Annotated in this window: 19 protein-coding genes; 8 read left to right on the top strand and 11 right to left on the bottom strand. The window is 63.5% G+C overall.

Annotated features, from left to right (window positions below; genetic code table 11):
- Positions 1-49: 49 nt before the first annotated feature.
- Positions 50-661 carry a ribosome biogenesis factor YjgA gene (gene yjgA / locus P3T42_RS04195; protein WP_429305266.1) on the top strand — a complete coding sequence of 204 codons (612 nt, stop codon included), beginning with the start codon at positions 50-52 and terminating at the stop codon, positions 659-661.
- A complete protein-coding gene (gene mog, locus P3T42_RS04190; RefSeq protein WP_074300369.1) occupies positions 642-1,268 on the top strand; it encodes a molybdopterin adenylyltransferase in 627 nt (208 codons plus the stop codon). Before yjgA ends, mog begins: the two co-directional genes overlap by 20 nt.
- Positions 1,269-1,347: 79 nt before the next feature.
- Here mog and orn read toward each other — a convergent pair whose 3' ends face one another.
- Entirely contained in the window at positions 1,348-1,956 is a 609-nt protein-coding gene (gene orn, locus P3T42_RS04185; protein ID WP_074300370.1) for an oligoribonuclease, read from the bottom strand.
- Positions 1,957-2,096: 140 nt separating this feature from the next.
- On the opposite strand from orn, the gene P3T42_RS04180 reads away from it, so the two are divergent.
- The 3 genes from P3T42_RS04180 (at position 2,097) to P3T42_RS04170 (ending at position 4,724) form a co-directional block, all read left to right on the top strand.
- The gene (locus P3T42_RS04180) at positions 2,097-3,356 is read left to right on the top strand and encodes a M48 family metallopeptidase (protein ID WP_429305265.1); all 1,260 of its coding nucleotides are present in this window, start codon (positions 2,097-2,099) and stop codon (positions 3,354-3,356) included.
- Positions 3,353-4,288 (top strand): ribosome small subunit-dependent GTPase A, encoded by a 936-nt coding sequence (gene rsgA / locus P3T42_RS04175; RefSeq protein ID WP_074300372.1) that lies wholly within the window; start codon positions 3,353-3,355, stop codon positions 4,286-4,288. The genes P3T42_RS04180 and rsgA overlap by 4 nt, the downstream gene beginning before the upstream one ends.
- Before the next feature lie 115 nt (positions 4,289-4,403).
- Positions 4,404-4,724 (top strand): putative signal transducing protein, encoded by a 321-nt coding sequence (locus tag P3T42_RS04170; RefSeq protein ID WP_074301719.1) that lies wholly within the window; start codon positions 4,404-4,406, stop codon positions 4,722-4,724.
- A gap of 38 nt (positions 4,725-4,762) precedes the next feature.
- Here the strand turns inward: P3T42_RS04170 and P3T42_RS04165 are convergent, their stop codons facing one another.
- The 6 genes from P3T42_RS04165 to rpsP form a co-directional block, all read right to left on the bottom strand.
- Positions 4,763-5,701 (bottom strand): CobD/CbiB family protein, encoded by a 939-nt coding sequence (locus P3T42_RS04165; RefSeq protein WP_074300373.1) that lies wholly within the window; start codon positions 5,699-5,701, stop codon positions 4,763-4,765.
- A gap of 127 nt (positions 5,702-5,828) precedes the next feature.
- Positions 5,829-6,509, bottom strand: coding sequence for a CoA pyrophosphatase (locus tag P3T42_RS04160; RefSeq protein WP_074300374.1), 681 nt, complete (start codon positions 6,507-6,509; stop codon positions 5,829-5,831).
- Between the two features lie 101 nt (positions 6,510-6,610).
- Positions 6,611-6,997: a 50S ribosomal protein L19 gene (gene rplS, locus P3T42_RS04155; RefSeq protein WP_020069334.1), complete on the bottom strand. Its 387-nt coding sequence runs from the start codon at positions 6,995-6,997 to the stop codon at positions 6,611-6,613.
- A gap of 143 nt (positions 6,998-7,140) precedes the next feature.
- The gene (gene trmD / locus P3T42_RS04150) at positions 7,141-7,908 is read right to left on the bottom strand and encodes a tRNA (guanosine(37)-N1)-methyltransferase TrmD (RefSeq protein ID WP_074300375.1); all 768 of its coding nucleotides are present in this window, start codon (positions 7,906-7,908) and stop codon (positions 7,141-7,143) included.
- Positions 7,909-7,933: 25 nt separating this feature from the next.
- Complete coding sequence (gene rimM / locus P3T42_RS04145; RefSeq protein WP_429305264.1) at positions 7,934-8,680, bottom strand: ribosome maturation factor RimM; 747 nt, start codon at positions 8,678-8,680, stop codon at positions 7,934-7,936.
- Between the two features lie 132 nt (positions 8,681-8,812).
- Positions 8,813-9,067 carry a 30S ribosomal protein S16 gene (gene rpsP / locus P3T42_RS04140; protein ID WP_006050280.1) on the bottom strand — a complete coding sequence of 85 codons (255 nt, stop codon included), beginning with the start codon at positions 9,065-9,067 and terminating at the stop codon, positions 8,813-8,815.
- 172 nt (positions 9,068-9,239) lie between these two features.
- On the opposite strand from rpsP, the gene P3T42_RS04135 reads away from it, so the two are divergent.
- Both P3T42_RS04135 and P3T42_RS04130 read left to right on the top strand, forming a co-directional pair.
- Positions 9,240-10,439 carry a PQQ-dependent sugar dehydrogenase gene (locus P3T42_RS04135; RefSeq protein WP_429305263.1) on the top strand — a complete coding sequence of 400 codons (1,200 nt, stop codon included), beginning with the start codon at positions 9,240-9,242 and terminating at the stop codon, positions 10,437-10,439.
- A gap of 126 nt (positions 10,440-10,565) precedes the next feature.
- Entirely contained in the window at positions 10,566-11,033 is a 468-nt protein-coding gene (locus P3T42_RS04130; RefSeq protein WP_429305262.1) for a TM2 domain-containing protein, read from the top strand.
- 32 nt (positions 11,034-11,065) lie between these two features.
- Here the strand turns inward: P3T42_RS04130 and P3T42_RS04125 are convergent, their stop codons facing one another.
- Both P3T42_RS04125 and P3T42_RS04120 read right to left on the bottom strand, forming a co-directional pair.
- Positions 11,066-12,193, bottom strand: coding sequence for a PA0069 family radical SAM protein (locus tag P3T42_RS04125; protein ID WP_429305261.1), 1,128 nt, complete (start codon positions 12,191-12,193; stop codon positions 11,066-11,068).
- Between the two features lie 120 nt (positions 12,194-12,313).
- Complete coding sequence (locus P3T42_RS04120; protein WP_074300378.1) at positions 12,314-12,802, bottom strand: Lrp/AsnC ligand binding domain-containing protein; 489 nt, start codon at positions 12,800-12,802, stop codon at positions 12,314-12,316.
- 169 nt (positions 12,803-12,971) lie between these two features.
- Between P3T42_RS04120 and P3T42_RS04115 the strand changes: the two genes are divergently transcribed.
- Positions 12,972-14,258 carry a D-amino acid dehydrogenase gene (locus P3T42_RS04115; protein WP_429305260.1) on the top strand — a complete coding sequence of 429 codons (1,287 nt, stop codon included), beginning with the start codon at positions 12,972-12,974 and terminating at the stop codon, positions 14,256-14,258.
- A 139-nt stretch (positions 14,259-14,397) separates the two neighbouring features.
- Here the strand turns inward: P3T42_RS04115 and P3T42_RS04110 are convergent, their stop codons facing one another.
- Both P3T42_RS04110 and P3T42_RS04105 read right to left on the bottom strand, forming a co-directional pair.
- Positions 14,398-16,188: an acyl-CoA dehydrogenase gene (locus P3T42_RS04110; protein ID WP_429305259.1), complete on the bottom strand. Its 1,791-nt coding sequence runs from the start codon at positions 16,186-16,188 to the stop codon at positions 14,398-14,400.
- 101 nt (positions 16,189-16,289) lie between these two features.
- Positions 16,290-17,225, bottom strand: a complete 936-nt coding sequence (locus tag P3T42_RS04105; protein WP_429305258.1) for an electron transfer flavoprotein subunit alpha/FixB family protein — start codon at positions 17,223-17,225, stop codon at positions 16,290-16,292.
- Positions 17,226-17,290: the final 65 nt, after the last annotated feature.

Below are 17,290 nucleotides of genomic sequence, written 5' to 3'. Positions count from 1 at the left end.
AAAAGGCGCAACGGCTGGAGGCGCGGGCACGGCACGCTACAATATCGGTATGACACGCAAAACCCGCATTCAACCGATGGAACCCGCCGCCGACAACGTCGTCGACGAAAACGGGTATGACCGTCCCAGTAAATCCCAGCTCAAGCGCGAAATGCACGCGCTGCAGGAGTTGGGCGAGGCGCTGATCGCGCTGCCGAAAGATGCTTTGAAACGCATGCCGATGCCCGAAAAGCTCGACGACGCCGTGCGCGAAGCGCGCCGCATCACCGATCACGAGGGCAAGCGCCGCCAGGTCCAGTACGTGGGCCGCGTGATGCGCTCGCTGCACGAAGACGAAACGGCCGCGCTGCGTACCGCGCTGGACTCGTACAACGGCGTCAACAAGGCCGAAACGGCGCGCATGCACTGGATCGAGCGCACCCGCGAGAAGCTGCTCGCCGACGACGCCGCGCTCACCGAATTCATCCGCCAGCACCCGGCCGCCGATCCGCAGGAAGGCCGCACGCTGATCCGCAACGCCCGCAAGGAGGCGCAGCAGAGCAAGCCGCCGCGCTATTTCCGCGAGTTGTTCCAGTGGATCAAGCATGCGGACGGCCCGGCAGCGGCCGACGATGATGCAGACGACGCCCCGGAAGACAACGATGACGAAGATCGCGCGTAGCCATCCCGACGAGATCGTGATCGGCCTGGTGTCGGTCAGCGACCGCGCCAGCACGGGCGTCTACGAGGACAAGGGGATTCCGGCGCTGCAGGAATGGCTCGGCACGGCGTTGAGCTCGCCCTGGCAGGCCGTCACCCGGCTGATTCAGGACGACGCGCCGACGATCTCCGCCACGCTCGTCGAACTGGTGGACCAGCTCGGCTGCGATCTGGTGCTGACCACCGGCGGCACCGGGCCGTCGCGGCGCGATGTCACGCCGGAGGCGACGCTGGCCGTCGGGACCAGGGAAATGCCGGGGTTCGGCGAGCAGATGCGGCAAATCAGCCTGAATTTCGTGCCGACCGCGATTCTGTCGCGCCAGGTGGCGGTGATCCGCGAGACGGCGGAGCATGCCGCGCTGATCGTGAATCTGCCGGGGCAGCCCAAGTCGATCCGGGAAACGCTGGAAGGCCTGCGCGATGAGGCGGGCACGGTGAAGGTGCCGGGCATTTTCGCCGCGGTGCCCTACTGCGTGGACCTGATCGGCGGTCCGTACGTGGAAACGAACGCCTCGGTCGTGAAGGCGTTCCGGCCGAAAACCGCCATTCGCGCGCCGCGGCCGGACTGAGCCGCGGAGCTTGCCCGCCCGGCTTGGCTGGCCTCGCCGGGTGGTGTCTAACGATAGATTCGGGCGCGCCCGGGCAGGTTCAGGCCTCGGCAACCGGCGCGCTGGCCGCCGGGATCAGAAAATGCTCACGGTAGTACTTGAGCTCGTCGATCGACTCGTGGATGTCGGCCAGCGCCGTATGCATGGCGCGCTTCTGGAAGCCCTTGTAGATGGCCGGCTGCCAGCGGCGGCACAGTTCCTTCAGCGTGCTGACGTCGAGATTGCGGTAATGGAAGAAGCGCTCCAGATCCGGCATCCAGCGCGCCATGAAGCGGCGGTCCTGGCAGATCGAATTGCCGCACATCGGCGATTTGCCTGGCGGGACGAACTGGCCGAGAAATTCGCGGATCTGCTCGGTGGCGTCCGCTTCGCTGACCGTCGAGGCGCGCACCCGGTCAATCAATCCCGAACGGCCGTGGGTGTTCTGGTTCCACTGATCCATTTTGGCGAGCGTTTCGTCGCTCTGATGGATAGCGAGCACCGGCCCTTCGACCAGCCTGTCGAGCGTCGAATTCGTCACGACGACGGCGATCTCGATGATGCGGTCGGTATCGGGCTCGAGCCCGGTCATTTCCATGTCCAGCCAGATCAGATTCATGTCGCTGCGCACGAGCGACGGCTGGTCAGCGGATTCGAGAATGTCAGTCATGAAGGGCAACCTTGGTGGAGAGCGCCACGCGCCCTGAGCGACGCGCGTTTTTGGCTGTTGAAACAGTTCGTTTTAGCGTGGCCCCGCCAGCCGGCGGGAACAAACATATAATTCTCGCATAGATACCACGGATTCCCCGGATGCCTACCCTGTACTTCACCGTTCTGTTCGCCATCGCCGTCGTGGCGATGGTCGGCACCAAGCTCTGGCTCGCGTCGCGGCAAATCCGCTTCGTCGCGGCGCATCGCGAGAAGGTGCCGGGCCAGTTCGCAGCCACGATCGCGCTCACGGCGCACCAGCGCGCCGCCGACTACACGGTCGAACGCACGCGGCTGACGATGATCGAGATTGTCGTGAGCGCGGCCGTGCTGATCGGACTCACGCTGCTGGGCGGCGTGCAGGCGCTCGATCTCGCCATCTCCGACTGGCTTGGGCGCGGTTACGTCGGCCAGATTGCACTGATCGCGGCGGTCATCGCCATCACCAGCGTGATCGATCTGCCGTTCGACTACTACCGCCAGTTCGGCATCGAAGAGCGCTTCGGCTTTAACCGCATGGGCAAGGGCATCTTCTTCGCCGACCGCATCAAGGGCGTGCTGCTCGGCGCGGCTTTCGGGCTGCCGCTGCTGTTCGTCGTGCTGTGGCTGATGAACCAGGCCGGCAGCCTGTGGTGGCTGTGGACATGGGTGGTCTGGGTAGTGTTCCAGTTGCTGGTGCTGGTGCTGTATCCGTCGTTTATCGCCCCGCTCTTCAACAAGTTCGAACCGCTCAAGGACGAGGCGCTGAAAAGCCGCATCGAAGAGCTGATGAAACGCTGCGGCTTCGCAGCCAAGGGTCTGTTCGTGATGGACGGCAGCCGCCGCTCCGCCCATGGCAATGCCTACTTCACGGGCTTCGGCGCGGCCAAGCGCATCGTGTTCTTCGACACGCTGCTCGCGCGCCTGTCCGGCAGCGAAATCGAAGCGGTGCTCGCGCATGAGCTCGGTCACTTCAAGCGCCGTCATGTGATCAAGCGGATGATCGTGATTTTCGCCGTCAGCCTCGTGATGCTCGCGCTGCTCGGCTGGCTCATGCAGTGCGTGTGGTTCTACGAGGGGCTCGGCGTGCGGCCCTCGCTGCTGGGTGGCAACAGCGGACTCGCGCTGGTGCTGTTCTTCCTCGCACTGCCGGTGTTCCTGTTCTTCGTGACGCCGCTTAGCAGCCTCAGTTCGCGCAAGCACGAATTCGAAGCCGACGCGTTCGCCGCCACTCAAACCGATGCGCAGGATCTCGTCAACGCGCTCGTGAAGCTGTACGAGGACAACGCGTCCACCCTCACGCCTGACCCGCTCTATACCGCGTTCTATTATTCGCATCCGCCGGCGTCGCAGCGGATCGACCGCCTGCTGCGGCACGCATGAGCGCCCGCTCCCCGAAGGCGCCGCGCGCACCGTCCACGACGCGCGTGGGCGGCCTGGTGATCGCGGCCCATGGCCGGCACTACCTGGTCGCACCGGAAGACGGCGGCGCGATGCTGCAGTGTTTTCCGCGCGGCAAGCGCAGCGAAGTGGCGGTCGGCGATCGCGTGATTTACGAGCCCACTTCGGCCGATCAGGGCGTGATCGTCGAGATCGGCGAGCGGCGCAATCTGCTCTACCGCTCCGACCAGTACAAATCGAAGCTCTTCGCGGCGAACCTCGATCAGTTGCTGATCGTGCTCGCCACCGAGCCGCATTTCAGCGAGGACCTGCTCGGCCGCGCGCTGGTCGCCGCCGAAGCGAACGGGCTGAAGCCGCTGATCGTATTGAACAAGACCGACGTCACCGCCGAGTTACCCGGCGCACGGACGCGACTCGCGCGCTATCAGGCGCTCGGCTATACGGTGGTGGAACTGTCGATCAAGACCCAGCCGGAGGCGGCGCGCGCAGCTCTCGACGAGCATCTGCGCGGTCATGCCACGCTGCTGCTCGGGCAGTCGGGGATGGGCAAGTCGACGCTGGTCAACCTGGTGGTGCCCAATGCCGAGGTGGCGACCCGCGAGATTTCCACCGCATTGAACAGCGGCCGCCATACGACCACCTTTACGCGGCTTTACCCGCTGCCGGATGGCGGTGCGCTGATCGACTCGCCGGGGTTCCAGGAGTTTGGGCTTCATCACCTGACCGAGGGCAAGCTCGAGCGCGCGTTTCCTGAATTCAGGCCGCTGTTGCCGAATTGCCGCTTCTACAACTGTCATCATCTGCAGGAGCCGGGCTGTGCGATTCTCGAGGCGGTCGCCGACGGACGGATCGCACCGGCACGGCACGCGCTGTATGCGCAGCTCGTGCATGAGGCGAGTCAGATCGTACGTTGAGGGCGGCGCGGCGCCTGAGCGGCCTGCCGGCCTGGGCACCTTGATCGGCACACTGGCACATCAGATTGGCAACCCCTAACCCGCCTCACTCACCCGCCACGGATCTCCCCTCATGATGAAACTGATGCGCGCGCCGAATCTGCTGATCGGACAGCATTGGATCAATGTGCTGGCGACAGCGGGGATTGCCTGTGAGTTGCACAACCGCTACCTGAACGGCGCGTTGGGGGAAATTCCAGCAGATCAGTGCGCGCCGGAATTGTGGCTCGTCGACGAACGCGACGAGGTCATCGCGCGCAAGCTCATCGACGTGGCGGCACATGGGCCGAGCGCGGGTTCGCCGTCATGGCGCTGCGCTCAATGCGGCGAAACGCTGGAGGCGCAGTTCACGGTCTGCTGGCAATGCGGGACGGCGCGTAATCCGCTCGACGGCTGAGGCACCTGAGGCACCTGAAGCACCGCGCTTATTTGCGCTTAGGCGAGCCACACGGCGATCGTCAGCATCAGCAGCAAAATCATCCACAGGATCACCGCGCGCCAGACCAGGCCCACCGCCGATTGCAACGTGCGCGGCGTGCAGTCGTCGCCGACCTGCATCGGGCCGCCATCGCCCGTCGCCAGCGCGTCGAGACTCGACGGCTCCGCGAGCGGCCCGCTCAGGCGGGCGCCCAGGGCGCCGCTACCCGCTGCCAGCAGCACGCCGTCATTGGTATCGGGCCATTGGCGCGCATGATTGCGCCATGCATAAATCGCGTCCTCGAAATTGCCGACAATCGCAAAACCCAACGACGTCAACCGCGCCGGCAACCAGTCGATCACGAAGAAGGCCCGTTGCGCGAAGCTGGAAAAGGCCACGGTGCGGTCATCCGCCGGGCGCGACCAGGTGCGCGCCAGATACTCGGCGATCCGGTACAGCACCGCGCCCGCCGGACCCACCGGCACGAGGAACCAGAAGAACACGCCGAACACATGGCGATGCGACGCGACGACCGCGTGAATCAGCGTATGACGCACGATCTCGCTGACCGGCATGTCGACCGTATCGAGGCCCGTCCATTCATTGAGGATTTCCCGCGCGCGCGGCACGTCGTCGTTGTTGAGCGCGAGGTGAATGTCCGTGAAGTAGTGGCTGAACTGGCGGAAGCCGAGCGTGAAATAGACGATCACGACGTTCCACAGGAACGCCAGCACGAAGTTGATGTGATACAGCACGTAGTAGACGAGCGCGACGGCCAGCGTCCATGGCACCACCACCACGAGCCACGCGAGCAGGCCGTGCTTGGGCTTGCCGGCGTCGAATCCGTGCGCCGCCGACTCCGCATGATATTGAAGCAGCGCGGACACCGGATTGTTCGGCGACAGCGCGCGCACCTGTTCAATGATCAGAGCCAGCAATACGGAGAAAAAAGTCATGCGGTGCGCCGTGCCATTCGGGTTTTTACGATTGTTTTATAACGATAGCACAGGGTCGGATACGACTGAGCGCAGCGATGGTTGCAAAGCCGCGACACTCGCACCGGTTCCGGCCGCCCGGCGCCCGTCATGCGGCGAGGAAGCGATAGAAGTTGCGTAACATACCCGCCGTTGCCCCCCAGATGAAGTAGTGACCGGCCGCGTCGCCGCGCGGGTAAGGCATCGAAAAAAAGCGCCGCTCGCCGCCTTCCCAGCGGAACACCCGGACCTCGTGATGGGCCGGGTCCATCAGAAAGCGCAACGGCACTTCGAAGACCTCGGCGACTTCGAGCGAATCGGCCTCGACGGTAAACGGCGGATGCACGAGCCCCACCACCGGCGTGACGCGAAAACCGGTGCCCGTCAGATAGTCAGGCAAGGAACCGAGAATCTCGACGCGCTGAGGATCCAGCCCGACCTCTTCCTGCGCCTCGCGCAGCGCGGTAGCCGTTGCGTCCGCATCGAACGGTTCGTGGCGTCCACCCGGAAAGCTGACCTGGCCCGCATGATCGTTCAGGTGATCGGCACGTTGGGTGAGCAGCACCGTGAGCCCCTCGTCGCGCACCACCAGCGGTACGAGTACGGCCGCGACCCGTGGATCGCCGAACTCTTTCCAACGTGCATCGCCCGGCTCCGCCGTCCATGACAGGCGCTGCTCGAAGCGCGCACGCAGTCCGTCTGGCGTCAGACGCGCGGGAGCAACCAGTGGCAGATCGTCGCCCGTCGATTCGACAGGCAGGGTTTCGGGTTCGAAGACAGGGCGGGTCAACGGGATCTCAAAGCGAGCGGGTATAGGGCATGTTGCTATTCTGACCCAACAAAGAAAAAAGCACCCGCAAAGGGTGCTTTTTCTTACAGCTCTTACAGCTTTTATGCCTGCGAAGCAGCACGGTCTTTCGAGACCAGCTTTTCCTTGATCCGGGCCGACTTGCCCGAACGGTCGCGCAGGTAGTACAGCTTCGCACGACGCACATCGCCACGACGCTTCACGACGATGCTTGCCAGCAGCGGCGAGTACGTCTGGAACGTACGCTCGACGCCTTCGCCCGACGAAATCTTGCGGACGATGAACGACGAATTCAGACCACGGTTACGCTTGGCGATCACGACGCCTTCGTAAGCCTGAACACGCTTACGCGTACCTTCAACTACGTTCACGCTGACGATCACCGTATCGCCAGGGGCGAATTCGGGGATGGTCTTCTCGCCGAGGGCGCGCGCGATTTCTTCCTGCTCGAGTTTTGCAATCAGATTCATCACTGACTCCTAATGCCATCTTGTCGGCGTTCGTACCTGCCTCACAGAATACTGCTTGGCTACGGCCCCGATAGAGGATGGGTTCACATCAGGCACCGTACACGCATGTGCGGTGCCGCCAATTCGCAAGTGACACCGGGGCTTTACGCCTTCGATGCTTCCTTTGCGAGACTTGCGAGCCATGCCTCGTCGGCACGGCTCAACATCTTGTTCTTTCTGGCCTTCTCGATCAGATCGGGCCGCTTGTTGACGGTGTTGCGCAGCGCTTCGCGCCGGCGCCACAACTCGATCTCCGCATGATGGCCGCCGAGCAGCACATCGGGCACACGCACACCCTCGTATTCCTCGGGACGCGTGTAATGCGGACAATCCAGCAGCACGTCAACAAAACTATCCTGCACCGCCGACTGCGAGTCGTTCAGCACGCCGGGCAACTGACGCACCACGGCGTCCATCAGGGCCATGGCCGGCAATTCGCCGCCCGACAGCACGAAGTCGCCAAGGCTCACTTCTTCGTCGACGCAGCGGTCGAGCAGACGCTGGTCGATCGCTTCATAGCGGCCGCACAGCATGATCAAGCCAGGTTCCGCGGCAAATCCCATCACCCGTTCGTGATTGAGCGTCGCACCTTGCGGGGACATCATCACGACGCGCGAACCGGTAATGCCCTGCTCCGCCTGCGCGGCTTTCGCCGCACCGATCGCGTCTTCCAGCGGCCTGCCCAGCATCACCATGCCTGGGCCGCCGCCATAGGGGCGATCGTCGATCGTGCGGTAGTTGTCTGTCGTGAAATCGCGCGGATTCCACGTACGCAAACCGTAGCGCTCCTGCTTCGCCGCGCGACTGGTGATACCCCAGTCGGTCAGCGCACGAAACATCTCAGGAAAGAGCGTGACGACATCGAACTGCATCGCTCCCTCCAGTCACCGAGCTCGTTTAATAGTCGGCTTCCCAATCGACGACAATCTGCTTCGCCTTCTGGTCCACCGTTTTGACATAGACACCGACGAACGGGATCAAACGCTCGCCAGTTGCCGGCTTACCGTCTTTGCCGGTAGTCGGATACTCGATGCGCAACACCGAATGCGCACCATTGTCGATCATGTCGGCCACCTTGCCGAGGGCGACCCCGGTCAGGTTCACGACATCCAGGCCGAGCAGGTCGACCCAGTAAAATTCGTCAGCGTCCAGTGCCGGGAAATCGCTGCGGCAGATGTACACACGCGTGCCACGCAGCGCGAGCGCCGCATCGCGGTCAGCCGTGCCGCCCAGATGAGCCACAATGCTGTCGCTGTGAATCTTTGCCTGCAACGCCGGCGCTGAAGTGCGCTCGTGGCCTTTCATCAGCCACCAGCGCTTTGCGCTCAGCAACGCGTCGCCACCTCGCCCGGCATCCGCATGCGCGGCTACCTTGACCCAGCCCTTGAGGCCGTAGGCGTCGACGACTGCGCCCACTTCGACAGCGTCGTCCGGCCAGCTTTCGGCCGTTTCGGCGCGCAGAGCTGCAGCGCTCGAATCGACCACGGCATCTGACTTGGCCTTGCCCTGGGCGCGCTCGACCGGCTTGCGGGCGAATGCGCCGAATGGGGCTTGCTTCGGTGCCTGAGCCGATGCTTGCGTTGATGCCTGAGCACGCGGACCTGCCTTGGCGCGACCTGAACTTCCCGAATCACGCTCAGACATGAGAACACCTCAAGGCGACGCTCGCTGCTACCTTCGACGTCTGCTGTTTCAGTAAAACACGCAGCAAAACTCGCGCATCGGACACCTCGCGCAAGCTGCGCGAGCCGCCGGCGATGCACACGCTAGCGACCATTAAGCAGCCGGCTGCGCCTTTTGCGCTTCCTTCACGAGACGCTCGACCGTCGGCGACAGTTGTGCGCCAACGCCTTGCCAATACGTCAGGCGGTCTTGAGCGATACGCAGCGACTCACCCTTCGTAGCGACCGGGTTGTAGAAGCCAACGCGTTCGATGAAGCGGCCGTCACGACGGTTACGCGAATCGGTTGCGACGATGTTGTAGAACGGGCGCTTCTTGGAGCCGCCACGAGCCAAGCGGATGATGACCATACTAGAATCCTTGAAAACCGGGGTTCGGAACCACTGAAACACGCGATTATAGCGGGAAACTGAAGCCATAACAAACACTTACCGGGATAAACTGAGATTCGCGGTTGCGCTGGCCATACAGTCCAGCCGGCCGGGGGCCGTCAAATCGCCTGAATAACCGGATGGAAAGCCCGTGAAACCTGCCCTCACTGCCGCGCTAACCGTGACGCGCGTCGCCTCGCTCCGGTTTGTCGCGCTCGCCCGTGCGGCGCGCGTCGGGCGTTGCGCTCGCCTCGGTGCTGGCTACCTGGCGGCCACGCTGCTGCTGATCCTGAGCGCCCGCTCGGCGCTGGCCGCCCTGCCGGTCGAGCGGCTCAGGCTGCCGCCGGGTTTCTACATCCAGGTGCTCTCCGACGACGTACCCAGTGCGCGCGAGATGGCGCTTTCGCCGAATGGCGTACTCTACGCCGGCAGCCTCGACGGTCATGTGTATGCGCTGGAATTGCGCGACTCGCATGTCGTGGCGCGTCACGTGATCGCGTCGGGATTGGAGCTGCCGGCCGGCGTGGCATGGCGCGACGGCGCGCTCTACGTCTCGGCCGTCTCGAAGATCCTGCGTTTCGACGCGATCGACACCCATTTAAATGACCCGCCCACACCGGCTGTCATCACCGACAAGCTCCCCACCGACCGCCATCACGGCTGGAAATTCATCGCTTTCGGCCCAGACGGCAAGCTCTACGTCCCGCAAGGCGCGCCGTGCAATATCTGCCTGCCCGACCGCGACCGCTACGCGATGATCGGGCGGATGGCTCCGGACGGCAGTCATGAAGAAACCGTGGAGCGCGGCATACGCAATACGGTCGGCTTCGCCTGGCACCCGGTCACTCACGAACTCTGGTTCACCGACAACGGCCGCGACATGATGGGCGACGACGTCCCCGACGACAAGCTGAACCGCGCCCCGCGCGCCGGCATGGACTTCGGTTATCCGTACTGTCACGGCGGCGACACGTCCGACCCCGAGTACGGCAAGGATCACCCCTGCAGCGCCTTCACGCCGCCGGTGCTGAAGCTCGGCGCCCACGTCGCTTCGCTGGGCATGCGTTTCTATACCGGCTCGATGTTCCCCGCCGCGTATCGCAACAACATCTTTATCGCCGAGCACGGCTCCTGGAACCGCAGCAAGAAAGTCGGCTACCGGGTCATGCGCGTCGTCACGAACCCGGACGGCAGCGGTATCCATCAGGAGGTGTTCGTCGAAGGGTGGCTGATGCCCGATGAAAGCGTCTGGGGCCGCCCGAACGACGTTCTGCCGATGCCCGACGGCTCCTTGCTGATCAGCGACGACTACGCAGGCGCGATCTATCGCGTGACGTACACGGCGCCCTGACGCGACGAATGCTCTCCATCAGGGTCGACATGACCGCCGCCATGCCGCCGGGCGTAGAATGCGCGTCGGTCCGCGCACCGTTGCGCGCCGGTCCTTGCGACTGCCTGTCACTGAACTCTTGCCCACATGTCCACGCGCGTTTCGAATTCCTCACGCTTCAGGTCCAAGACGCTGACCGCGGCGCTCGCCTTCTTTTTCGGCAGCCTCGGCGCGCACCGCTTCTATCTATATGGAAAGCGCGACGTGTATGGCTGGCTCCACCTGATCTGCACGCTCGCCGGCATTCCAGGCGTTCTGCTGCTGATCGCCAGTGAACGGACCTCGACGCCTGGTTGGGTGCTGGCGGTTCCGGGCGCCATCTCCCTGTTTGCCGCCTTCCTCGCGGCGATCGTCTACGGCCTGCGCCCCGACGAAAAATGGGACGCGCAATTCAATCCGCAGTCCCAGCAACATAGCCGCTCCGGCTGGGCTGTGATTTTCGTGGTGATCTTTTCGCTGTTCATTGGCGCAATGCTGCTCATGACGGCCCTCGCGGTAACTTTCCAGACTTACTTCGAATCGCAAGTCCAGCCGGACAAGACGCTGTCCCAATAGCAGAGACGGCGCCCAGGTGTTGCGCGCCCCGCCTAGAACAGATTCATCTGCGGATCGTCGCGCACCGGGCCAGCCGTCGGCGCCGTGCGCATGAACTGCGACATATCGAGAATGCCGCGCCGGCGCTCGTTCAAACCGAGCCGGCGGACAGCCTGATGAAACCGCTGCTTCAGCAGGTCGGCCCACAAACCCTCGCCTTTCATACGCGTCGCAAAGTTGGCGTCGTAGTCCTTGCCACCCCGCATGTCGCGCACACGGCTCATCACCCGCTCCGCGCGATCCGGAAAATGCGCCGCGAGCCAATCTTTGAAGAGCGGCGCCACTTCCCACGGCAGACGCAGCACGATATAGCTGGCATTGCTCGCGCCGGCTTCGGCACACGCCTCCAAAACCCGCTCCATGTCCGGCTCAGTGATGAACGGAATCACCGGCGCGATGCTCACGCCCACCGGGATGCCGGCTTCGCTCAACGTGCGGATCGTGCGCAGCCGGCGCGCCGGGGTTGCCGCGCGCGGTTCGAGCGTGCGGGCAATCTCGGCATCCAGTGTTGTAATGGTGATGGCCGCCATGAATTGCCCGCGCGCCGCCATAGGCGCCAGCAGATCCAGATCGCGCTCGATCAGCGACGATTTCGTAATCGCCGCGAACGGATGTCCCCGCGCGCTCAGCACTTCGATCACCCGCCGCGTCAGGCGCAACTCGCGCTCGACCGGCTGCCAGGCGTCGGTATTGACGCCTAACGCAATCGGCTCCGGTACGTAAGACTTCTTCGATAGCTCGCGCTCCAGCAATTCCGGCGCATTGACCTTGGCATAAATGCGGCTCTCGAAATCGAGCCCCGGCGACAAGCCCAAATAACTATGCGTAGGCCGGGCGAAGCAGTAGATGCAGCCATGCTCGCAGCCCCGATACGGGTTGAGCGACACGCCGAAGGGAATGTCCGGCGACGCGTTGCGGGTCAGAATGGTTTTCGCCCGCTCGTCGAAGACCTGCGTGCGCAGCGCGGGCGGCCCACCCTCTTCCTCCTCGTGCAGCACCCAGCCGTCGTCGACCGCTTCGCGCTGGTCGACTTCGTAGCGGCCCTGCAGGTTCGTGACGGCGCCGCGACCCTTGCGCGGCGCGGGCGGGGCGATCGGATATTCGGGGACGGAATCGGTCACGGTGAGGTCCAGCGCAAACGGACAGCGGATACGAAAAAGACTCAAACACTGTATAAATATACAGTGTTTGAGCCTTTTGTCGAGTCCTCTTTGAGCCCGTCTGACCTGGCCCGCAGCGGCCTACTCGCCAACCGCGATCGTCAAGGTTTCCTTGATTTCTTCCATCACCACATAGCTCTTCGACTGCACCGCGCCCGGCAGTTGCAGCAGGATGTCGCCGAGCAGTTTCCGGTAATCGGCCATCTCGCCGATACGCGCCTTGATCAGATAGTCGAAGTCGCCCGAGACCAGATGGCATTCCAGCACCTCGGGAATCTTCTGCACTTCGCGGCGAAACTGGTCGAACATATTGCCGCTCTTGTGGTCAAGCGTAATCTCGACGAACACCAGCAGCGCCGCACCCAGTTCGGCCGGATTGACGCGGGCGTGATAGCCGGTAATGACGCCGTCGCGCTCCATGCGCTTGACCCGCTCGATACAGGGCGTCACCGACAGCCCGACCTGCTCCGCGAGGTCTTTCATCGCCATCCGGCCGTCCTGTTGGAGGAGCCTGAGGATCTTGTGATCGAGCTTGTCGAGTGCACGAATCGGTTGACGCTGAGTTCGCATGGTCTTTCTACTGAAAATCTGAAAAATACAATAACAAAACCTAGTGGACACTCAATAGTATAGCGGTTAACACTGGGCTGAAAGCGTATCACCTCGTTAATCGAATGATTCACCAACGAGTTGAGCCATCTACGGACGCGCGAGCCCCAAAGAACCTTCTGGAGCAGCTATGCGAGTCGTCGTTTTGGGCAGTGGCGTCGTCGGGGTCACGAGCGCCTATTATCTTGCGCGCGCGGGTCATGAAGTGACCGTGATCGACCGCGAAGCCGGTCCCGCGCTCGAAACAAGCTTTGCCAACGCGGGCCAGATTTCGCCGGGCTATGCGTCGCCGTGGGCAGCGCCGGGCGTGCCGCTGAAGGCCGTCAAGTGGATGTTCCAGAAGCACGCGCCGCTCGCCATCCGGCTCGACGGCACGCAATTCCAGCTGCAGTGGATGTGGCAGATGCTGCAGAACTGCACGTCCGCGCGCTATGCGGTGAACAAAGGCCGCATGGTGCGCCTCGCCGAATACAGCCGCGACTGCCTGCAGGCGCTGCGCGCCGACACCGGCATCCAGTACGAGGGCCGTACGGGTGGCACGCTGCAGGTGTTCCGCACACAGCAGCAATTCGACGGCGCCGCGAAAGACATCGCCGTGCTGCAAGACGCCAATGTGCCTTATGAACTGCTGTCGTCGGCCGAACTGGCGCGCGCCGAGCCGGCGCTCGCCGCCACCGCGCACAAGCTGACCGGCGGCCTGCGCCTGCCGGGCGACGAAACCGGCGATTGCCAGCTCTTCACCACGCGCCTCGCGGCACTGGCCGAAGAACTGGGCGTGACGTTCCGCTACAACACGCCGATCGACGCGCTCGCCATGGCCGGCGGCCGGATCGCCGGCGTGCAGTGCGGCAACGAACTGGTCCGCGCCGACGCGTTCGTCGTGGCGCTCGGCTCGTATTCGACCAAGTTCCTCGCGGACATCGTCAAGATTCCGGTCTATCCGCTGAAGGGCTATTCGATCACGGCACCCATCGTCAACGCGGCGGCGGCTCCTGTGTCCACCGTGCTCGACGAAACCTACAAGATTGCGATCACGCGTTTCGACGACCGGATTCGCGTCGGCGGGATGGCGGAGATCGTCGGCTTCGACAAATCGCTGCGCCAGGCGCGCCGCGAAACGCTCGAAATGTGCGTGAACGACCTGTTCCCCGGCGGCGGCGACACAGCCAAGGCCAGCTTCTGGACCGGCCTGCGTCCGATGACACCGGACGGCACGCCGATCGTCGGTCGCACGCCCGTGTCGAACCTGTTCCTCAATACCGGCCACGGCACGCTCGGCTGGACGATGTCGTGCGGTTCGGGCCAACTGCTCGCCGACCTGATGTCGGGCAAGCAGCCCGCGATCCAGTCGGACGATCTGTCGGTGCATCGCTATCTGGGCGAGACCGGCGGTACGACGCGTCCGGCGTACGCCTGAGGGATTGCTTCAGGTAGCCTTGGCCGGAGCTCTGACGTCATCCGGTTAGACGAAAAAACGGCACCTTTGCAGGTGCCGTTTTATTTTGCGCGATCAAATTCGATCGACCACGCAGCGACTCACTGACGAATGCGCAAAATCAGAACTGATCTTCCGACAACGCCAGCACCCCTTCATCGCCCTTCGCGCTGACAATCGACGCTTCCAGCGCCGACGCTTGCGGCAGCACATGCTCGGCATAGAACTGCGCCGTGGCAATCTTCGCGCCGTAGAACGACGGATCTTCCGCGCGCGTCTCGTCGGCCACCAGCAACGCACGCGCCATCTGCCAGCCGCCGAGCACGATGCCCGCCAGCTTCAGATACGGCACGCTGCCGGCAAACACCGCATTCGGATCGCGCTTCGTATTCGCGATCACGAACTCCACCGCCGCGCCCAACGCACGCTGCCCCTGCGCGAGTTGCTGCTGCATTGACCTGAACGCCGCCCCTTGCCGCGAGCCGAGCGCCTCGACCGTCTGCGCGATACCGGCCAGCAGCGACTTCGCGACCGCGCCGCCGTCGCGCAAGGTCTTGCGTCCGATCAGGTCGTTCGCCTGGATCGCGGTGGTGCCTTCGTAGATGGGCAAAATGCGCGCGTCGCGGTAATACTGGGCCGCGCCCGTTTCTTCGATGAAGCCCATGCCGCCATGCACCTGCACGCCGAGACTCGTGACGTCGATCGACAGCTCCGTGCTCCAGCCCTTCACGATCGGCACGAGGAATTCGTAGATCGCCTGGTGTTCAGCGCGCTTCGTCTCATCAGGATGACGATGCGCGATATCGCAATGCGCCGCGGCCACATAGGCAAGCGAGCGCGAACCCTCGGTCAAGGCACGCATCGTCGCGAGCATGCGACGCACGTCCGGATGATGGATGATCGAGACCGATTGTTTGGCAGAACCATCCACCGGACGGCTTTGCACGCGGTCTTTCGCATACGCAACGGCCTTCTGATAAGCCCGGTCCGACACGCCGACACCCTGCATGCCCACCGCAAAACGCGCGGCGTTCATCATGATGAACATGTACTCGAGACCGCGGTTCTCGTCGCCGATCAGATGACCGATCGCACCGCCGTGATCGCCGAATTGCAGCACCGCCGTCGGGCTCGCCTTGATACCGAGTTTGTGTTCGATCGACACGCAATGCACGTCGTTACGCTCGCCGAGCGAACCGTCTTCGTTGACGAGGAACTTCGGCACGATAAAGAGCGAGATGCCCTTCACGCCTTCGGGCGCACCCGGCGTGCGTGCCAGCACGAGATGGGCGATGTTCTTCGCCATGTCGTGTTCGCCCCACGTGATGAAAATCTTGGTGCCGAACAGCTTGAACGAGCCGTCGCCCTGCGGCTCGGCGCGCGTGCGCACGAGCGCCAGATCCGAACCGGCCTGCGGCTCGGTCAGGTTCATCGTGCCGGTCCATTCACCCGAAATCAGCTTCGGCACGTAGCGTTGCTTCTGCTCGTCGCTGCCGGCCGTGAGCAACGCTTCGATGGCGCCGTCCGTCAGCAGCGGGCACAGTGCAAAGGAAAGATTCGACGCATTCAGCATCTCGATACAGGCTGTTGCGATCAGCTTCGGCAGCCCCTGGCCTTCGTAGTCCAAAGGATGCTGCACGCCTTGCCAGCCGCCCTCGGAGAATTGCCGGAACGCGTCGGCGAAGCCGGGCGTCGCCGTGACCTTGCCATCTTTCCAGCTGCTCGGATTGCGATCGCCTTCAACATTCAACGGCGCCAACACCTCGCCGCACAGCTTGGCCGACTCTTCGAGAACGGCCTGCGCGGTGTCGAGGTTGGCGTCCTCGAAACCCGGCAGCGTCGCGATGTCTTCGAGTGCTGCCAGTTCTTTCATCACGAACAACATGTCCTTGACGGGCGCCGTATAGCTCATTTCAGTTCTCCTCCTGCCTGCGATATAAAAAGGGACGCCGGACTATGGGTCCCTGCGTCCCTTTGTGTACTGCCAGACGCCTTTTTGCGGCGTGGCTGGCTTTAGCCCAGCTCGCTCACCAGTTCCGGCACCACCGTGAACAGATCGCCCACCAGACCATAATCGGCGACGCTGAAAATCGGCGCTTCCGGGTCCTTGTTGATCGCCACGATGACCTTCGAGTCCTTCATGCCGGCCAGATGCTGGATTGCACCCGAGATGCCCACCGCGACGTACAGTTGCGGCGCGACGATCTTGCCGGTCTGGCCCACCTGGTAGTCGTTCGGCACGAAGCCTGCGTCGACTGCGGCGCGTGAAGCACCGAGGGCCGCGCCGAGCTTGTCCGCCAGCGGCTCGAGCACCCTGGTGTAGTTCTCGCCGCTGCCCAGACCCCGACCACCGGAAACGATGATCGACGCCGAGGTCAGCTCCGGACGGTCCAGCTTCGTCACTTCACGGCTAACGAACTGCGACAGGCCGCTGTCGGCTGCGGCGGCGATCTTCTCGACCGCTGCGCTGCCGCCTTCTGCCGCCACCGGGTCGAAGCCGGTGGTACGCACCGTGATGACCTTGATCGGGTCGCCCGATTGCACCGTCGCGATCGCGTTGCCTGCGTAGATCGGGCGCTCGAACGTGTCGGCGCTATCCACGGCGGTGATATCGCTGATCTGCGCGACATCGAGCTTCGCGGCGATACGCGGCGCAATGTTCTTGCCGTAGGCGGTAGCCGGCGCCAGGATATGCGAGTAGTCCTTTGCAATGTTCAATACCGTGGCTTCGACGTTTTCCGCGAGGCCCGCTTCGAGTTGCGGCGCATCGGCCAGCAACACCTTGGCGACGCCTGCAACCTTCGCTGCCGCATCCGCCGCGCCTTGCGCGTTGTGACCCGCGATCAGCACGTGGACGTCGCCGCCAATCTTCGCGGCTGCCGCAACCGTATTGAGCGTCGCCGCTTTCAGCGACGCGTTGTCGTGTTCCGCAATTACCAGAATCGTCATTTCGTCCGTCTCCTGCGTTGTCCTTAGAGCACCTTGGCTTCGGTCTTCAGCTTCTCGACCAGCGT

It is taken from the genome of Paraburkholderia sp. GAS38, from assembly GCF_050434965.1.
In the GTDB taxonomy this organism is placed as follows: Bacteria; Pseudomonadota; Gammaproteobacteria; order Burkholderiales; family Burkholderiaceae; genus Paraburkholderia; species Paraburkholderia phenazinium_A.
The sequence above is the reverse complement of the archived record's forward strand: the minus strand, read 5'-3'. Positions and strand labels throughout refer to the sequence as shown.